General features: G+C 51.5%; 15 protein-coding genes. 12 read left to right on the forward strand and 3 right to left on the reverse strand.

The window, feature by feature from the left end:
- The first annotated feature begins 345 nt into the window (after window positions 1–345).
- Window positions 346–2,418, forward strand: a complete 2,073-nt coding sequence (locus tag JW929_11030) for a WD40 repeat domain-containing protein (protein ID MBN1439932.1) — start codon at window positions 346–348, stop codon at window positions 2,416–2,418.
- A 15-nt stretch (window positions 2,419–2,433) separates the two neighbouring features.
- Window positions 2,434–4,311 carry a hypothetical protein gene (locus JW929_11035; protein MBN1439933.1) on the forward strand — a complete coding sequence of 626 codons (1,878 nt, stop codon included), beginning with the start codon at window positions 2,434–2,436 and terminating at the stop codon, window positions 4,309–4,311.
- 121 nt (window positions 4,312–4,432) lie between these two features.
- Here JW929_11035 and hxpB read toward each other — a convergent pair whose 3' ends face one another.
- On the reverse strand, window positions 4,433–5,110 hold the full coding sequence (gene hxpB / locus JW929_11040; GenBank protein MBN1439934.1) for a hexitol phosphatase HxpB: 678 nt from the start codon (window positions 5,108–5,110) through the stop codon (window positions 4,433–4,435).
- An 11-nt stretch (window positions 5,111–5,121) separates the two neighbouring features.
- On the reverse strand, window positions 5,122–5,913 hold the full coding sequence (locus JW929_11045; protein ID MBN1439935.1) for an FkbM family methyltransferase: 792 nt from the start codon (window positions 5,911–5,913) through the stop codon (window positions 5,122–5,124).
- Between the two features lie 189 nt (window positions 5,914–6,102).
- Here JW929_11045 and JW929_11050 point away from each other — a divergent pair, with 189 nt between their 5' ends.
- The 6 genes from JW929_11050 (at window position 6,103) to JW929_11075 (ending at window position 12,650) form a co-directional block, all read left to right on the forward strand.
- The gene (locus JW929_11050) at window positions 6,103–6,990 is read left to right on the forward strand and encodes a glycosyltransferase family 2 protein (protein ID MBN1439936.1); all 888 of its coding nucleotides are present in this window, start codon (window positions 6,103–6,105) and stop codon (window positions 6,988–6,990) included.
- 290 nt (window positions 6,991–7,280) lie between these two features.
- Window positions 7,281–7,769: a hypothetical protein gene (locus JW929_11055; GenBank protein ID MBN1439937.1), complete on the forward strand. Its 489-nt coding sequence runs from the start codon at window positions 7,281–7,283 to the stop codon at window positions 7,767–7,769.
- Window positions 7,770–7,902: 133 nt separating this feature from the next.
- Window positions 7,903–8,682, forward strand: coding sequence for a glycosyltransferase (locus tag JW929_11060; protein ID MBN1439938.1), 780 nt, complete (start codon window positions 7,903–7,905; stop codon window positions 8,680–8,682).
- A gap of 34 nt (window positions 8,683–8,716) precedes the next feature.
- Window positions 8,717–10,429 (forward strand): hypothetical protein, encoded by a 1,713-nt coding sequence (locus tag JW929_11065; GenBank protein MBN1439939.1) that lies wholly within the window; start codon window positions 8,717–8,719, stop codon window positions 10,427–10,429.
- Window positions 10,426–11,466, forward strand: a complete 1,041-nt coding sequence (locus tag JW929_11070) for a DUF362 domain-containing protein (protein MBN1439940.1) — start codon at window positions 10,426–10,428, stop codon at window positions 11,464–11,466. The genes JW929_11065 and JW929_11070 overlap by 4 nt, the downstream gene beginning before the upstream one ends.
- 8 nt (window positions 11,467–11,474) lie before the next feature.
- On the forward strand, window positions 11,475–12,650 hold the full coding sequence (locus JW929_11075) for a glycosyltransferase (protein MBN1439941.1): 1,176 nt from the start codon (window positions 11,475–11,477) through the stop codon (window positions 12,648–12,650).
- Between the two features lie 488 nt (window positions 12,651–13,138).
- On the opposite strand, the gene JW929_11080 is transcribed toward JW929_11075, so the two are convergent.
- The gene (locus tag JW929_11080) at window positions 13,139–13,345 is read right to left on the reverse strand and encodes a methyltransferase domain-containing protein (protein MBN1439942.1); all 207 of its coding nucleotides are present in this window, start codon (window positions 13,343–13,345) and stop codon (window positions 13,139–13,141) included.
- 990 nt (window positions 13,346–14,335) lie between these two features.
- Here JW929_11080 and JW929_11085 point away from each other — a divergent pair.
- Genes JW929_11085 through JW929_11100 form a run of 4 tightly spaced genes read left to right on the forward strand, consistent with a single transcriptional unit; the run spans window position 14,336 to window position 18,077 of the window.
- The gene (locus tag JW929_11085) at window positions 14,336–15,076 is read left to right on the forward strand and encodes a glycosyltransferase (GenBank protein ID MBN1439943.1); all 741 of its coding nucleotides are present in this window, start codon (window positions 14,336–14,338) and stop codon (window positions 15,074–15,076) included.
- A complete protein-coding gene (locus JW929_11090; GenBank protein ID MBN1439944.1) occupies window positions 15,073–15,822 on the forward strand; it encodes a class I SAM-dependent methyltransferase in 750 nt (249 codons plus the stop codon). Before JW929_11085 ends, JW929_11090 begins: the two co-directional genes overlap by 4 nt.
- Before the next feature lie 16 nt (window positions 15,823–15,838).
- On the forward strand, window positions 15,839–17,179 hold the full coding sequence (locus tag JW929_11095; protein MBN1439945.1) for an oligosaccharide flippase family protein: 1,341 nt from the start codon (window positions 15,839–15,841) through the stop codon (window positions 17,177–17,179).
- Window positions 17,163–18,077 (forward strand): sulfotransferase, encoded by a 915-nt coding sequence (locus tag JW929_11100; GenBank protein ID MBN1439946.1) that lies wholly within the window; start codon window positions 17,163–17,165, stop codon window positions 18,075–18,077. Before JW929_11095 ends, JW929_11100 begins: the two co-directional genes overlap by 17 nt.
- Window positions 18,078–18,081 lie beyond the last annotated feature (4 nt).

Here is an 18,081-nt window from a genome sequence, read left to right on the forward strand (position 1 = left end):
GTAAAGAGCCGGATGCTGCGTTTTTACTCCGAGACGAGAAGAAAATCAACAGCCGTATTCGAGCTATGGAAGTTGGCAGAAATAGGATTTTTCCAAGCAAAACCTTGCCGCCGAGCTTAAAATCTGAACTTCAGAGGGCGAAAGGCTGGTTTTTTATGGATAATTTGCGGAAATACCGCATGATCTTTCATATCTTTGTTATTGATTAGCGTGGCACCCTATGATAGGAAAGCCAATAATTGCCATGGAATCAAAATTGGGGGGATAAGGGATCTATTAAGATTCAGCAATTGCTGCAGAAACCGGAGAAGTATATTTGATTTCCATCAAGGAAGCGCCATGAAAATGGATAAAAAAAGATTCCGATGGATTTTATTCCTGGCGGGCCTGGTTTGGATTTCTGGCTGCCAGGGGGATCCGAGCGTCGTGCCCACCTCCTCCGCTACTCCCACGCGGGCAATTGCCACCGAAACCCAGACCCCCACCGTTACTGCCACGGGAACCATCCCGCCCCATGAATTAATCCACCCTTCGCAAACTCCCACGCTCGCCGCCCAGCAGGCGGCGAAGTACAGATTGAAGGTCTTGACGGCAGAGAACATATCCCAGGCGAAAATTCTGCCCCTATCACCCAAGCTGACGCCGGCGCCGCTTTCGGTGGCTTGGGCGGCCGACGGGAAAACGGTTGCCATCGGAACCAGTGGGAGTTTTCTCCTGAAGGATCCGAAGGGGGACGCCATCTACGAGCGGAGGGTGACCTACGGAGTGCAAGCCATTGCTTTTTCACCGGATGGCGGGGAGGTGGCATTCGCCGACGGGCATAATGTATACGTCTTCCCGGTGAACGCGCCGCAAAAAGAAACCGCCCTAACCGGCCATACCCGCGCGGTCTTGGCGCTGGTTTTTGACGATGCGGGCAAGCTTCTGGCGTCGGCCGGCGAGGACAACCAGATAATTTTTTGGCAGGATAATTCTCCGCAGAAGAAAACGGTTCTCAAGAACGATAATCCCTTGATCCGGGGATTGGCCTTCACACCTGATTCAAAATACCTCTTTTCTTCCTCGGATGGAGGGGCCATCCGAAAATGGAATTTGGAGACCCAATCCGTGGAGCGGGAGTTCGATTGCGCATGCGAGGGGACGACCCGGCTGATGCGGGTGGAGGGCATCCTCTACGCGGGAACGGAGGAAGGCTGGCTGCAATCCTGGGACATGGCAGAGGGAACCAGGGGACTGCAATTCGACACCGGATTGGGACAGATACGCTCGCTGACTCCGCATGGCAGTGAAGGACAGATCCTCTTGGCGGGCATGGATGGGAGAGTGGGGATTCTGGCGGGCGGCCGGGAAAGCGACTTCCGGGTTCTCTCCCTGACCTACGGCGCGATCACCTCGGCGGCCTCCGACCCGCAAGGCGGGCAAATCCTCATCGCGGCTTCCGATCATTTGGCGGTAACCGTGGATTCGATATCAGGGGAATGGAAGAACACGCTTTTTTCCGGGACTCCGGGCGGGGCGCGGGATTTTTCCTTCAATCGCGATGGAACCTATATCTATCATTCCTTATGGTCGGCCTTCTCGCGCTGGAACATGGCGCAATCGATCAACCAAAGCGTCACCGCTTATTCGCGTATCTCCTCGATCTTCGGGACAAACCCCTGGGCGTTCCTGCCGGATGGAAACCTGATCGTCATTCTGGAAGACAGCAACCGAAGAAATTCTCTGGCAATCCTGGATCCGGACTCGGGGGGGATTGAGAAAATACCCGAGACGGAAACCATGTCGCCGATCATAGCGGCCGATGTGGACTCGACGGGAAAGTACCTGGCCTGGCAGATCGAAGGGTATGGACGCGGAGCCGGTCTCCTGAATTTCATGGGCCTCGACGGTCAGGAAAGAACCCAATGGGCAAGCGAGATGCCCGGATACGGGTATTGGGCATTCCGACGCCCGTTGGCGCTTCTTTCCAATCGCATCCTGTTTACCGCCGGACCGGACGGCTTGCGTCGCTACACGGCCGGCAAGCCGGAGCCGGATCTGGTTTCACAAGAGGGGTATCTGGATCTGCGGCTGTCCACTGACGAAAAGATGCTGGCCGCTGTGGTTGCCTATCCCAGTCCCTTAAAACCCCAGGGACATATAAACATTTACCGGGTTTCCGATGACGGCAACCTGGAGCGGGTGCAGCGGATCGTGGGGGAGGCGGTGTCGCTCGGCCCGCGGGGCGAATTGCTGGCGACGCTCTACGGCGGGCTCCTTAAAGTGATCGACACGACCGACTTCCGCGAATTGCGGACCTATGTGGTTTTGGGGGAGAAAATCAAATACGTCCAATTCAGCCCGGCCGGCGATTGTTTCGCGGCGCTTACGGATAAAAACAACGTTTATATATGGGGGATCCCGGCGGATGCGGTCTGAGGCCTGGAGGGCGCCATGAAAAAACATATCCTGTTTCTTCTCGTATTTATTCTCCTGACCTCGTGCTCTTCCCCTTCGCCGGCCGCGACGGCAACACCGGTTCCCTCTCCGAGCGAGGCGCCGGTGAAGACGCCGGTGGAAACCGGCGTTTACCGGGTTGCATCACTGACGAAGATTTACGCCGGGCCGGACTCGGCTTTTTTCCCCGAATCCGGAACGCTTGCTCCTGATACCGTGATTACGATTCTGGGGTTTTGGGGGAATTATTCCCTGGTTTTAAGTGAAGGGCTGGAGGGATATGTTATGACGGAGGATATTGAACCTGCGCCGGTCGGCTCTCCTGGGCTGGACCCTTTGACCATCCCGGCCTATAACGAGATCGCGGTGGATCCGGCGCCCGACGATCTGGTCCGTTATGGATGGATGAGTTCCCCCCGCTGGATGCTGGCCGCTCCCCCGAACGGATTTCTCATCTGGGAAATCCAAGTTTCCGATCCGGCTCCGGCAGGCTTGAGTATCGCCATCTCTGCGTCCTCCCCGCTTCTGGCCAAGGATCCCTGGCGGTCGCACTCGATAGTGCTTGGAATGGAATCGGACTCTGTGCTCACGCTCGAGCTGAATGACGGTCTGAAGGCCGCATCACCGGCCGAGGCGCTGCTGTATTCGGATTCGATCGGGAAGATTCCCGCCGGCGGGCGGTTTCTGCTCATGGCGGGGATGGAAAAAGGCGTTTTGCAGAGCATGGTGTTCCGCGAAGGGGAAAGCTCCGCGGCGCCGATCGCATCGTATTCCACCTCGGCGTTGAACCTCTCCTTTATGAAAGGAAACCGGGCGGAGATCCATACCGCTCTACGGGGCGCATCGTCGGTAGATCCGGAGGGGCTGGAGATTCAGGTCCGGGCTATCCCGGACGGAATCCACAACAACCAATTGAGGCCGGGGAACAATTCTTTGGTCTCACCCGGTCGGCTGGTTCTCAACGGTGACGGATCGGTCTTGGCCCTCCAGGATACCGGCGGGCGTGTTGATTTCGTGGAGACTGGAACGTGGTCCAAGATCGGATCGGTCTCGACCAAATTATATCCGGGTGGGATGGATTTTTCATCAAGCGGTCTTGTGGCGACGGTCGGGAGCGATCACCGACTGGCCGTGTTCAACATGCTGGACGGCTCACTGGTCGCCCTTCGCCCGGGGTGGCCTGAGTCGCCGGACCCCGCTTGCAGGGCTCAGTTTGATTACTCGGAAAGCTTGATCGGGATGAACTGCGGCGGGGGACTAGTCGGCCTATTTCGCGCCTCCGATGGGGCCGCCATTTCCTCGGTCAGCCCCTTTCCCCTTTTCCGGAGTTATCGAATTGGTCGGGACCTTCTATCGATTCATGGCGCCGTCAGGGGGTCCACCAGTTTAATTTCGGCCATTGCCGTCACGAAAGATTTTCAGACTTGGCGGTTTATCCGCATCGAAGGTCACGACAACCTTGTCGGGATGGGGGATGAGGGAGGGATATTCGCCTCGCTCAATCCCAACAAATCCAGTATAAATATTTTTGAAATCCGCGAAGACAAGCTCAATCCGGCTCCGGTCCTGTACGTGCCGGTTACCCCGGGAGAATCCCAAGAGGATCCTTTCGTCGGCGCCGAGGCCGTATTCTTCGAACACAATACGAAAACCATCCTTGTTTTCATCTATGCGCAGCATCTGCAGTTTTCGGTCTACGCCGTCGGGAATAACAAGGCGCTGTTCTCCCAATCGTTTCCGATCGAGTCCACCGCCTTTAACTATACATTCAGCCGGGACGGGAGGACTCTGGCGTTCCTTTCCGCCGAGCGGTCGTTGACCCTCATGCGTTTTTCCGATCCGGTCGAAATCCGGGAATGGTCTATGCCCATATAGCATTATTATTGACCAAATAAAGCCGGTGTATTTTTTCGTATGGGAAACCCGTCGACCATCAGACGAAAAAAGCGATAATCCTTTTCCCAAACCCTTCATGTTCTTCGTGGATAAATATTATTCAATCGCGAAGGGCGTCGAGCAGGCTGTCGCCGATTTCCAATAAAGAATTCACCGTCCGGTCCGCCGCAAGGTAATGCGGGTCGTTTCGCAATTCCGGCAGCGGGACGGCGATGCACTTCATTCCGGCGGCCTTGGCGGCCTGCACGCCGGCGATCGAATCCTCGATCGCCAGGCACGCCTGCGGCGGAACCCCGAGGCTTGTTGCCGCGGCAAGATACACGTCCGGGTGGGGCTTTCCGCGGGGTTCGTTTTCCGCCGAGCAGACCGCTTCGAAATACGGCCGTACCCCCAGGCGGTCGAGCACCGCATCGATGAGCGACCGGGCCGAGGACGAGGCCAGCGCCAGGCGCAGCCCGCGCGAACGGAAGAGGCCCAGGGCGTCCATCAACCCCGGCATGGCCTCGCCCCGTTCACGCACCCGGCGGATCACCCCCCGGAGGATCTCCGCGGCGAGGATCTCCGGCGGGGGGCCGTTCCACGGCCGGCGATCGTACCAGTAACGGGTCACTTCCCCGATGCGCATGCCCGTGGTCAGGATGCAATCCGACTCGGTCAGCTGCAGGCCGTGCCGGCCGAAGATTTCGATTTCCGATTCGCGCCAAAACGGTTCAGAATCGATCAGGATTCCGTCCATGTCGAACACAACCGCCCGGAGCGGGGAGGGGCGCGGGGTCATGGCGCGGGTCCTCAGGAATTCCGCACGGCGGTGAGGAATCCGATGTGTTTGTGGACGGGGTTGTCGCGCAGGGTCACGGCGAATCCCTTGCGGCGCAGAAAGTCCGCCAGTTCGCTGTGGGAGTGGGGCGTGCAGCCGTCGTGGTACTCCATGGCAATGCGCTCGATCCGGCGGAGGGTTTCGTCGGACGCACCGAGGAAAATCTCATATTCCGCGCCCTCGCAATCGACCTTGAGGAGATCGCAACGGGCGAATCCGGCTTTACGGAGCGCCTCTTCCAGCGTGGCGCCCTCAACCGTGAGTGCGGAAGACGGAGCGGATCCTTCGCCCGGCGCGGTGCTATGCTGGACCGCGATTCCGGTGGCGGTCTGCAGACGCATCGGACCGGAGTGCGCGCCGACGGCCAGGGGGAACGCCTGCACGTTGCGAATGCCGTTCAACAGGAGGTTCTCCTTTAACAGGTCGAAAGATTCGGCGAACGGTTCGAAGGCGGCGATTCGACGCTGCGGATGACCCCGGGCGGCGCGGATGGAAAAATCCCCCAATCCGGCGCCGATGTCCATCACCGTCCACTCCTCGCACCAGGCGGGAAGGTCCATCTCATAGTCGCGGTCGAGGCAGGTTTCCTTGATGATCCACAGGTCCATCAGGCTGCGGAGGCGGAAGGCGCTTCCGTCGGTCAGCCGCACCGTCACCGGACGGGGCGGGCGGCCGGCCAGCAGGCGCGCCGCGCTTCCCCAACTCCGGATTCCGGCCAGGAGGGTGGGGATGGATCGCAGGTAGTAAAACCAACGGGCGAGCATATTCCGGTTCCTTTTTTATCCGGATTTCACACCGAACGGCAAGGGTACCTTGTTTTTCGCTTGGATGTCAATCCCATTTTGAGGATCCGTCCGCAAAGGACGGTAGTACTTCTGCTTTCCCCTTGCCTGACAAGATATGAAAGAGGATAATAAGTGGGGCGGATTTCCTGAAGAAAGGCGGGCGGTCCCATGCTGATCGCGATCATCCCGGCCTACAACGAAGAGCGATTCATCGGCTCGGTTGTGCTGAAGGCGAAGAAATACGTCGATGCGGTCCTGGTGATTGACGACGGCTCGAAGGACCTCACGGCGGAAGTCGCCCGGGCGGCCGGGGCGGTGGTGGTGCGGCATGAGACCAACCGCGGCAAGGGCGCGGCGCTGAATTCGGGGTTCGAGAAGGCGCGGGAACTGCGGGCGCAGGCGGCGGTGGTGCTGGACGGGGACGGACAGCACCGGCCAGAGGACATTCCAACCGTCATAGCGCCAATCCATGATGAGAAGGCAGATATTGTTGTGGGATCACGATATTTGGAGCAACAGAGTCATATCCCGTTTGTCCGAATTCTTGGCCATCGTTTTTTTAATTCGTTCACCAATTGGTTGACCGGTACGCACGTTACGGATTCACAAAGCGGATTCCGCGCCTTTTCGACAAAAGCCCTTCAGAGAATCAAGTTCAAATCGGAGGATTTCTCCGTGGAATCGGAAATGCAATTCCTTGCAGCGCAACAAGATTTACAGTTGACCGAAGTGCCAATTGTCATCTGCTATCCGGAAAGACCCAAACGATCGGTTATTGCGCATGGGGTCTCGGTGCTGAACGGGATTCTTCGGCTTGTCGGCCAGCACCGTCCGCTGTTGTTTTTTGGAGTACCGGGAGCTATTTTAATAACAATGGGTTTGCTGTGGGGCGCCTGGGTAGTGGATATTTATTCGCGATATCAGACGCTTGCCATCGGATACGCGCTGATAAGTGTTTTCCTTTCGATCGTTGGAATGTTCTTTTTATTAACCGGGATCATTCTGCATTCTATCCGCGCGCTGTTGATGGAATTAAAATCCGCCATGGCAAAATAGCGTTGATATCCAGCCTTCGGAGACCTTCGACGCCCTGCGAGAGTGGATCCCAGGATCTCTTCTAGCCAGAAAAGGCTCGCGCCCGTCATCGCTGTCGATAAATAAAACCGGAGGAACCGGTAATGATTTGTAAAAAACCATATGGTAGAAAAACTGAAAATTCGTACGCTTGGTGTACGCATCCCCCACGAACTGGATCTTATCGGGATCGTTTTGTACATCATCCGTGAGTCTTTTCCTGCTCAAAGATAAAATTCATCTACGGATATTCTACATATCGAATAAAGGGGATGATGGAGACCTGTGGATTAGGAACGGCGGATAGAATAATTCTCAGACACATCGAAAATAAGGAAGGGTTTCCATTTATGCAAGCATTGACTCTCTGGAAATACGATCTGGAAGTGCCCAAAGTTGAATTGGATTTTTACCCGCAGTATCTTTGCAGGGCTTTCAGGAATATCGACCTTCTTCCATATAAAAATTCAACCCTAAATTTAGTAGGCACATTGGTTTTATTAAAAAATGCTAATCCGGACGATTTCCTCTCGCTTTTTTGGGAGTCACATTGGCCGATACAACCTGTTGGACAAACTCTGCTATTGGCACCATCGACATGGTGTGGGAGAAAGACCCAAGCACATTCGATAGAAGAGAATTTTGGTTGTCAATTTTACGAAGTAGAAAATCCGGATTTATTTCGACCGGAGGATGTGATTGGCGGGTTACAGAGATACGGAATCTATCTAATTGAGAATGGGGCTTTTACCTTCCAGTGATATGTTTTTGCTGCCCCTCTTAAAAGGATGGTTATCTACTCGGAGTAATGGTTCTTTCAAATTGGTTGCTAATCTACTTGGCTTGATGGATAATAGTCTGAGTTGAAAAGAAGATAAAGGAGGAACCATAAAGGTGTACCCCAAAATAACCATCGTCACTCCTTCTTTGAATCAAGCTCGGTTCATCAGCCGAACCATCGAATCCGTCGTAAATCAGAATTATCCTTCTTTAGAATACATCGTTATGGACGGAGGCTCCACAGACGACACGGTAACGATTCTGCGTAGGTATTCGGGCCAGTTGACCTGGAAATCAGAAAAAGACCTTGGCCAATCTCATGCGGTAAACAAAGGACTACGGTCTGCATGCGGGGATGTTGTCGCTTTCCTTAATTCCGATGATATTTATGACCCCGGTGCATTACTGACGATCGGAAAATATTTTTCTGAACATCCAGAAGCAGCTTGGGTCACCGGGCGCTGCAGAAACATCGACCCGGAAGGTCGGGTAATTCGAAAATGGATCACATGCTATAAGAACTTCTGGTTATGGGTGAATAGCCAGAGGATTCTAAAAATAATTAACTTTATTTCTCAACCGGCCACTTTCTGGCGACGTAGTGTAATGGAAAAGATTGGATACCTGGATGAAAATATCCATTATGCGATGGATTATGACTATTGGCTACGAATTGGCCGCCTGTACCCGCTTCACATCATTTGGAAAAACCTCGCTTGTTTCCGAATCCATCCTAATTCCAAAGCGGGTTCCAGCGCCAACAAACAATTTGACTCGGAGATGGAGATCGCCCGTCGGCATATAAACTCCCATATGATTCTTGGTTTGCACGAAATACACCGGATGCTGACGGTAGGGATTTATACTCGCTTCCATCATCGCCAAGACCGATAATCGGATCAGCGAAGTCTGTAGAAGGAGGTCGACTATGAAACCATCAATTACGGTATTAGGAATTCACGATGGGCATAATGCCGGGGCGGCGCTGGTTCGAGACGGAAGGATCCTAGCCGCTGTATTGGAAGAAAGGCTGACCAATATTAAAAATTTTAGCGGTGTTCCAATCCTCTCCATCCCTGCCGTATTCCAGACGGCGGGAATAGATCCAGCAACGGTGGATCAGGTGGTAATAGGTTGCCTTATCCGGGCGATGGCTCCGGTTAGGGAAGAAGGCAGCAGAATAACCCAGCTATATAAAAAACTAGCACCGCTTTATCAAAGTCATACCATGGCTGATCTGTTCGTTCGCGGATTTCACCGCCTGCGGCGTATGGACGAACTTAACGCCATCCTCCGACAATTAGATTTATCGGAGAAGGAGGTTATTTTCATGGAACATCATTTGTCGCATGCGGCTTGCGCTTTTTATTCCCGTCCGTGGGAAGAGGAGACTCTTGTCTTAACCCTAGATGGTGCCGGAGACAATCTAAGCGCGACAGTGTCCATCGGCAAGGATTACCGGATCGAACGAATTGCTTCAACAACCTTCTACCACAGTCTTGGTAACAATCTATACAGTGAAATAACCGGTTATCTCGGTTTTAAACGCTGGGAGCATGAATACAAGATCATGGGATTGGCGCCATATGGGCAAGCGGAGTTATGCCTGGATCAGATGAGAAGAATCGTCCGAATTCATCCACGGCGACCGTTAGAATTTCAGAATACCCTGGGGGTTTATTCAACGGAAGTACAAAAAAAACTCCAGAAAATCCTGGCGGGCCACCGTTTCGACAATATCGCGGCTGGATGCCAGAGGTATTTTGAAGAACTGGTTACGCAATGGATCAGGAATGCTATCCGGGAAACGGGTTTGCATAAGGTCGCCTGCGCGGGTGGGATGTTCCTGAATGTTAAAGCCAATAAGGTCATCCGGGAATTACCCGAGGTGGAGGATGCGTTTTTCTATCCGGCGGCCGATGACGGGGGAACACCGGTCGGCGCTGCCTTGGAAGGGTATTTTCGATTATGCGAACGCAACGGAATAACTCCATGCCGGATTCCACTTCAAGATCTGTATTATGGAAGAGAGTTTTCAGACGAAGATATTGAACGAGAAATTGATGAGGGCGGGTGGCGGGCGAAAGCGGAACGGATTATGGACATTGAAAAAGCGGTCGCCCATCAGATTGCGAAAGGGAAAATAATCGGTCGGTTCTTTGGAAGGGAGGAGTGGGGTCCTCGGGCTTTGGGAAACCGAAGCATTCTGGCCGATCCGCGGGATATTCGAATAATCCGGAGAATCAATCACGCAATAAAATTCCGTGATTTCTGGATGCCTTTCGCCCCATCAATTCTTAACCACAGAATGGAATCCTATTTAGAAAACGCGCGTCCGGCGAAATACATGATCGAAGCCTTTAACACCAAGCCGGATGCCGAGGAGATTCTTGCCGGTCTACACCCCATCGATCGGACTGCTCGACCGCAAATCGTAAATGGAGAAAATGAGAGATATCAACGGCTTTTGGAATACTTCGAAGCCGCAACGGGGGTCGGCGGCATCCTGAACACGTCCTTTAATCTGCATGGATATCCTATCGTCGGCTCGCCGGCGACCGCTTTGGGTACGCTCAAGCACAGTGGTTTAGACGGCTTGGCAATAGGCCATTGGATGGTCCATCAGGAGAGGAAAGCATGAATCGGGTATACATCGCACGACTCACCGGATCGGAATTAACTGCGGAGGAGGTGGCCAACGCTTTGGATTGGATTGGGTGGCAGGCGTGGCTACCAACGGATTCAAAGGTTTTCCTGAAGCCGAATTTGACATGGCCTACGCATATCCCTGGCGTGACCACCACGCCAAAGGCTATTGAGGCTATCATAGCGGCGCTCTCAACACGAACCCGCCGGATCACGGTGGGCGAATCCGACGGCGGATATCATTCGTTCACCGCAGAAGAATCGTTGGCCGGACATGGGGTGTACGAACTGCAAAAAAAGTATTCAATCCGAGTGATAAACCTAAGCAAGGAGTTCGCGGAAGAAGTTTGCGAAACCGTATTGGGAAGTCCGGTTCGCATTATTCTGCCCCGCCTTCTACTGCGGGAGACGGATGTCTTTATCACCATTCCGGTGCCGAAAGTGCACGTAATGACCGGAGTGAGTTTGGCGTTCAAGAACCAGTGGGGATGCAATCCCTCGACGATGCGACTTAGGGATCATCCGGAATTTGAGAGGAAAATCATCGCGATCAACCGCCGACTTGCCCCGCGGGTAATCATGGATGGAACCTTTTTCCTCGATGGCGCGGGGCCTCTCTCGGGTAATGCCATCCGAAAAAACGTCTTCCTGGCGGCGAACAGCGTCGGCGCTGCCGACACAGCTTGCTGTGAGGTTATGGGGATCCGCCCGGATGAGATCCGTCATTTACATTTTGCAAGGCGGACCGGGATGCTTCCATCATCGAAAACGGATCTCTTATTCAATCAACCCCTTGATTCATTCTGCGGAAATAAATTTTCCACCCACCGATCATTGATTGATTGGATTTCCCTGCTCGGGTTTAGAACCCGCTTTTTCGGATGGTTATTTTGGGATTCTCCGCTGGCGAAGGTATTTCGAAGCATTTTATATACCGTACGACGCCAACCGTTTGTTGGAAAATTATTATATGGGAAGGCGGGTCCGCCGCCGGAATTGGGGGGTGTTGACAGAACGCGACCCAATGTATGAGGAGAGCCATGCGCATTCTTCAAGTGTCGCCTTTTTTTACCCCTTCCATGGGAGGGGCAGCGCAAGTAGCTTTCCAACTATCCTCGTATCTTTCGCGACGAGGCCATCTGGTCACCGTGGTAGCCGGAGATCACGGCGTCCGATCTTCGCGGTATCCGGATAATGGATTCCAGCAGGTGTTGTTGCCCAGTTATTTTTCCCGTCTGGGTTTCTATTTTACGCCGGGCTTGCCCACATGGCTTCGGGAGCATATATCAGAACACGATCTGATACATCTGCATACCGTACGGACATATCAAAATGTGGTTGCATTAAGCGAGGCGAGATCACGGAAAATCCCCGTCGTGATTTCAGCTCACGGAACTCTTCCGATCATTCTTCAACGGAAATCAGCGAAAAAGGCATTCGATTGGTTTTTTGGGTCCACTTTCCGGAAAAACGTTTGCCGCTGGATTGCCGTATCACCAATGGAAGTTCGGCAATTTGAACAAGCGGGAATCCGTCGCGATCGGATTGGATTAATCCCCAACGGCGTAGATTTGGAAGAATTCTCGTGTCTTCCCCGACGTGGACAATTCCGGAAGGATGTGTTGCACATCTCTTCGGTGAGACCGTTGTTTCTCTATTTGGGACGACTTCACCGGGAAAAGGGACTCCGACTTTTACTTGAAGCCTTCGAAAGGATTCAAACCAAATACCCAGAGAGCGCCTTAGCCATTGTCGGCCCGGATGATGGCGAACGATCGCTGTTGGAAAAAACCGTGAAAAAAAAGAATCTGGAAGATAGGGTTCTTTTCTCTGGTCCTCTCTATGGAGGAGAACGCCTGAAGGCGCTAGTGGATGCTGATGTGATTGCGTCACCGGCCACATATGAAATATTTGGGCTGGTACCGGTGGAAGCGATTCTATGCGGCACTCCCGTTGTGGTAGGAGGATATCAAGGTAGGGGAGGGTTACTCCAGGAAGCCGACGCCGTGTTCACGATACCGCCGAACGATGCCAGCGAATTGGCAAAAACGCTGTGTTGGATTGTAGAACATCCGAGGGAAGCGCAAGAAAAAGTCAACAAAGGAAGAAGATACATAAAAAAAAACCTGGATTTACAAAAAATCAGCAGGGAGTTGGAGCGTTTATATGATGGAGTCTTAGCGGAATGCACCGAGACAAACTCTGGAAGGATCTGACCGCGGAAATAGAGGAATCAGCTTGACCCATTGTGGCTCCTTGTATTTGGTCACAATATATCGACGATCAAGAAAGAAGGGGCCAGGAATTTCAACCATGGATTCGATCCGAGCGCGATAAGCGATTTGGAGCTGCACGATCCGGTTTTTCTGATGGTGTACACTTCAATAACCGGTTTGTACCCATATCGGATTTTTCGATAGGTGGCATCCAGGATTTGTTTTGGAACCAGGCAAAGGATCAAACCCTCCCGGTTGAGGCGCCGTCCACGGTGAATAATAATCTGCTCGTTTGGAACGTGAAAAACCAGGATCCTGCCGGGGTAGAGAACGCCAAAATATTCTCGGATATAGTGCATCGATTTGTCAGGTGGGATATGCTGCAAGGATTTCACCGAATAAATGAAGGGAAAATGATTATCCTGGAAGAACTGAAGACACCATGAGGGGTTGAGGTTAAACCGACAACGATCGCTAAATTGGTTATTCTACCCGGCCAGTTTCAACATCAAGGGCGCAATGTCTACGCCGATTATTTCCTTAAAATGGATAGCCAAGGGCTGGGTCAATCTTCCGATTCCATATCCAAAATCCAGCGCGCGCGGCCGATCCGGATTCAAATGTATTGTCCGAAGAAATTCCAGCTGAGATTCGTTTTCCTGAACACCGGTAGCGAAGAACTCGCGGGATTTCAAGGGTTACCGAACGTACTGGCATTAGGCAATATCGAGCCAAAAGGCTCGGTTTTTCAAAGATTGTCCCAATTTCTTTGAAGCCGAACCAAATCCCTCTTGGATACCTGCTTGAAAAATGCGATTGGTCTTCAAGTAAAAAGCCAACATCGAAGAGAATGATGCCTTGGCGATGAAAGTGAATTACACCTCCGGTTCACAATCCCATTTATTTCACCTATAATTGATGAAATGGATTCGAATACAACGGCGTGGGCGGAGCAATTTATCAGAGAACAACCTAGGCGATAAGAAAGTGAAAAGGGCCGGCATTGTAGGGAAAACGGGGAAAACCAATATGGGATAGATCGGAGAAACCGGAAATGATCCATAAGGTTGGATAGCACCATCCAACAGATTTGACAAACAGGAGGGTTCTCGACCGATTGGTTTTTTCCTCCGTTACAGGATAAAATCAACCCATTACGTCAGGATTCCGCATTCAGGAATCTGCGGGGGAGGGTGGGAAAAGGGTGCAAATCGCATTATGGAATGATCGACAAGAGAACGCAGCGGGATGCAATCCAAGGAGTAGAAGGAAAATCATTGAAAATATTATGGATTCCCCATACAAGTTGGCATATTCCACAGAGGGCTCATTTATTTTGTCAGGTACTCGCTGAACGACATGAAGTTCATGTTACCGATTGGGTAGCGGATTTTTACAATCTTCAGGATTATATCTCTACCAGATACCTTAAAAATTTTTTTTATCGACGGAAGCGCGAGAGCAATCTTACTGTTCATGGAATCCCCCGGATTTCCCCGGCATTGTTTTTTCCGACAATTCGGAGGATAAATTCCCATCTCTATTCGCAATGGGTCCGGCGGATAATCCGTTACCATGCCATCGATGCGGTTGTTGGCACGTTTGTCCTGCCTCCACCCCAGGCTCCGCGATTGATCTTCGATCTTTTCGACGAAAACGTCGCATATTGGCGGAGTTATGGCCTTATGAAAGACTACGCCGAGGAAATCGAAAGAAACGAGATCGACTATATGGATTCGGCGGATGCCATCGTAGCCGCCAGCGAAGTCCTCACAAAGAAGATCCGATCCCTGACCAACAAACCAATCCATTTCATTCCCAATGGCGTGGACTTAAAAAATTTCAGAGGCACTTCAGAAGCACACCAACGAGTAAAACGAGTGGTGTCCAGATCAATCATCGGGATTTTAGGCAATCACGATAGGGCGGCGGAATTGCATAAAGTCATCGATGCCGTTCACTTGCTTTCGAAGTCTAGGCTGGTTTTCATCATCGCCGGACGTGGAAAAGCGATTCCGGAGATTCGTTCCCGAATTCGTCGGGAGAAGTTAAAAAATATAAAATTCCTCCCTCAAGTGCCGTTGTCGAGTGCGCCCAGAGTTGTCAGTTCCTTTGACGTCGGACTTTGTCCATACCTAAAATCGGGCGGCGCCGATGCGAGCAGCCCGATGCGGTTATTGATGTATTCAGCCGCGGGTCTACCAACGGTTTGCACAGAATTAACCGAAATCCGGAATATGGATTTTCCTAATGTCATAATGGTCCGTGATGATCATCGGGCACTTGCAGATGGAATACTCCATGGATTGACCCTTCCGCGTCTTTCCCCAAAAAAGATACAGAAATATGATATATATAAACTCGCTATACGGTATGAAAAGGTTTTAGAGGGGAAGGAACGGAGCGAAACCAGAGAGGAAGTATGAGCAGTTCAGTGACAAATGATTTCTACAATGACCGCCCCCTGGAAAAGCCGACCGACCTAACCTGGGGTTTATTACATGCCAGCTTGCCGTTGCTGGAAGCGATCAATGGAAAAAAATTTCTAGATATTGGGTGCAACGATGGGGAAAAAACCCTTCCCGTGTCTCGTTGCCTATCGGCGGGACAGGTTGTCGGAGTGGACTTGGCTTTTTCTCCCCTCCGCAAAGCCAAAGGGCGGGAGATCCAGGTTGTTCTGTTCGACCTGAACCAGAAGGCCGCTCTTCCTTTTCAAAGAGAAACCTTTAGTTGCATATATGTTGGCGAAGTAATCGAACATGTATTTTCTCCAGACATGCTGCTTTCGGAAATCTATAGGATATTACAACCAGGGGGGTACGCAGTAATCACGACTCCAAATTTGGCGTCCTGGCGCAATAGGTTGGTTCTACTTCTGGGATGGCAACCTTTCAGCACCGAAGTAAGTACCAGAATCCGAGTAGGAAATCCGCGTGTTTCGGCTGGCGTACCAGCTGGGCATATCCGGATGTTTACGGCTAGGGCTTTGATGGAATTTGTCAATTATTATGGGTTAGGTGTCGAAAAAATCGTAGGATGGGGGCCGGGAAAACCCCATGATTTACTGACGTTTATATTCTCTCTTGTGGACGGAATTGCCAGGAGATTTTTCCCTTCGCTCTGTGATGAAATATTACTAAAGGTCAGGAAAATCCCTACCGAATTCACATAAAGGCGCGACATCGACCATGCAAACCATCTCGATGATTCCAAACCTGGGATCGAACAATTATTTTCGAATAATAATCCGTGGGATTGGAATCGCGTTCGTTATCCAAATTTTCGGCACCGCAATCGGCTACCTAGCTCAAATTATCCTCGCCCAGTGGATCGGAGTAGAAGAATACGGAAGATTTACGTTCATTGTCGCATGGACCCAGGCGTTCGCTTTCCTCGCCTTGATGGGCTTCGACATTGGGGTGTTGCGATTAATCCCGGAATATCTATTTCGAAAAGAAGTGGGTTATCTGCACGGTCTCCTGAGGTGGAGCAGGGTTTTGGCGCTGTCGGTCGGGATTGTCCTGGCACTTATTTCGACAGCCGTGCTTATGGTTTTTAGAGGGAGACAACCCGGATGGTCAGTTTTTCTTTGGGGTTCCCCGCTAGTCCCCTTGGTGGCGGTGACAGAGATCCAAACACAAATCCTACGCAGCAAATCCAGGATCGCACAGGCATACGGTCCGCCATTGCTGCTTCAACCCCTTCTCTTTCTCACAATAACCACAGTGCTTTTGTTTTTTTCGAAATCGTTGACCGGAGAATCTGCCGTCTTGTCTTTTTCCGCCTCCTTTCTCTTAATCCTTGTTCTACAAGCCTGGTTCATAAAACGGGAATTCTACTACTCGATGCCGAAAGTACCTATCCGATTCTCCATCCCGCAATGGATGCGTGTCACGCTACCTTTATTGATGATTTCTTTCTTTGCTATTGCTCTGCTCAAGGTGGATACGATCATGGTTGGTTTCTTGTTGGATATAGATGAGGTGGGTATTTACACCGCTGCATACCGGACGGCGACGATCGTCGGATTTTCTCTTATGGCCACGAATGCCATCGTCGCGCCCCTAATCGGAATGTCTTATGCAAAAAAAGACTTACTCGGAATGCAGGAAATTGTGCGAATGGCCACACTCGGTGGGTTTAGCTTGGCGATCCTTTTAGGAAGCGGAATTCTCGGGTTGAGCCAGGTGTTGCTGCGGGGGTTTGGAGAGGAATTTCTCCGGGGGCAATCCGTGTTATTAATCCTGATTATAGGTCAAATCTTCAATGTCGGCGCGGGGCCCGTAGGACTTCTCCTAATGATCACAGGGCACGAAAGGGAGCCTTTGCGTGTTTTCGGATGGAGTGCGGCGATAAATTTCCTCTTGTGTCTTATCCTGATTCCCGTCGGAGGGATTATCGGCGCCGCCTTCGCATCGGCGACATGCACAATGATATGGAACATCTGGCTTTGTTTCCGCGTTACGGCCTTAATTAAAATCCAACCTTCGATCTTCTCGGCCTTGAGGTGGTATGCACTCCGAAAATGAGTTCATTACCGGTCTCCCTAATTTTCTGATTCTTGGGGCGCCACGGTCCGGAACGACTACGATATATCAAAACCTGCGCAGTCATCCGGAAGTGTTTATGGGTCCGGTTAAAGAACCCATGTTCTTCATCTTGGAGGGAGAAAAAACACCGGAATACCTGGCTTTGGTTCCGAATGCCGTTACCGAATGGGAAACATACCGCAGATTGTTTCAAGGTGCGGGAAAAGCTAAAGCAATCGGCGAAGCGTCAACCTTTTATCTGTTCAGTAAAAAAGCGGCGAGCCGGATTAGGCACCGTATCCGGAGTGCAAAGTTTATTGCTATCCTTCGGAATCCTGCAGATCGAGCGTTTTCGCATTTTCTTCATAACCGGATAGAGGGGATAGAACCCCTTGAAAATTTTCTAGAAGCATTGGAAGCCGAAGAGGAGCGGAGGAGGAAAGGCTGGTTTATGTATTATTACTACCGGGATGCTGGTTTCTATGGAAAACAGATTAATTGTTATTTTTCAAAATTCTCAAAGGATCAGTTTCTGTTTCTTTCGTTCGATGAATTAACGAAGTCGCCCGATACCATGTACAAGAAAATATTCCGTTTTTTGGGAGTGTACGACAGTATCCGGATTCCCCGCCAAATTCGATATAATCCGTCGGGAACGCCGAAAAATAGGCGATGGTCCGAGTTCCTCCGTAAACCGAACCCGATAAAAAATATTTTCAAGCAATTCCTTCCGCAGACGATCCAATATAATCTCTTTACAAAATTGAATGGATGGAATTTATCCAAGCCGGTTCTGCAGGAGAATATCCGTCGGGAGCTGATAGAGGAATATCGGAACGATATCGTAGAAACACAGAAACTCACTGGATTGGATCTCTCATCTTGGCTTTTAGAATAATTCG

The sequence above is a fragment of the Anaerolineales bacterium genome, from assembly GCA_016928575.1.
GTDB lineage: Bacteria > Chloroflexota > Anaerolineae > Anaerolineales > RBG-16-64-43 > JAFGKK01.

Coding starts and splice junctions, on each gene's coding strand:
- JW929_11035 (MBN1439933.1), top strand. CDS start 2,434: ATGAAAAAACATATCCTGTTTCTTCTCGTATTTATTCTCCTGACCTCG.
- JW929_11050 (MBN1439936.1), top strand. CDS start 6,103: ATGCTGATCGCGATCATCCCGGCCTACAACGAAGAGCGATTCATCGGC.
- JW929_11065 (MBN1439939.1), top strand. CDS start 8,717: ATGAAACCATCAATTACGGTATTAGGAATTCACGATGGGCATAATGCC.
- JW929_11095 (MBN1439945.1), top strand. CDS start 15,839: ATGCAAACCATCTCGATGATTCCAAACCTGGGATCGAACAATTATTTT.
- JW929_11045 (MBN1439935.1), bottom strand. CDS start 5,913: ATGCTCGCCCGTTGGTTTTACTACCTGCGATCCATCCCCACCCTCCTG.
- hxpB (MBN1439934.1), bottom strand. CDS start 5,110: ATGACCCCGCGCCCCTCCCCGCTCCGGGCGGTTGTGTTCGACATGGAC.
- JW929_11100 (MBN1439946.1), top strand. CDS start 17,163: ATGCACTCCGAAAATGAGTTCATTACCGGTCTCCCTAATTTTCTGATT.
- JW929_11085 (MBN1439943.1), top strand. CDS start 14,336: ATGAAAGACTACGCCGAGGAAATCGAAAGAAACGAGATCGACTATATG.
- JW929_11055 (MBN1439937.1), top strand. CDS start 7,281: ATGATGGAGACCTGTGGATTAGGAACGGCGGATAGAATAATTCTCAGA.
- JW929_11075 (MBN1439941.1), top strand. CDS start 11,475: ATGCGCATTCTTCAAGTGTCGCCTTTTTTTACCCCTTCCATGGGAGGG.
- JW929_11070 (MBN1439940.1), top strand. CDS start 10,426: ATGAATCGGGTATACATCGCACGACTCACCGGATCGGAATTAACTGCG.
- JW929_11030 (MBN1439932.1), top strand. CDS start 346: ATGGATAAAAAAAGATTCCGATGGATTTTATTCCTGGCGGGCCTGGTT.
- JW929_11090 (MBN1439944.1), top strand. CDS start 15,073: ATGAGCAGTTCAGTGACAAATGATTTCTACAATGACCGCCCCCTGGAA.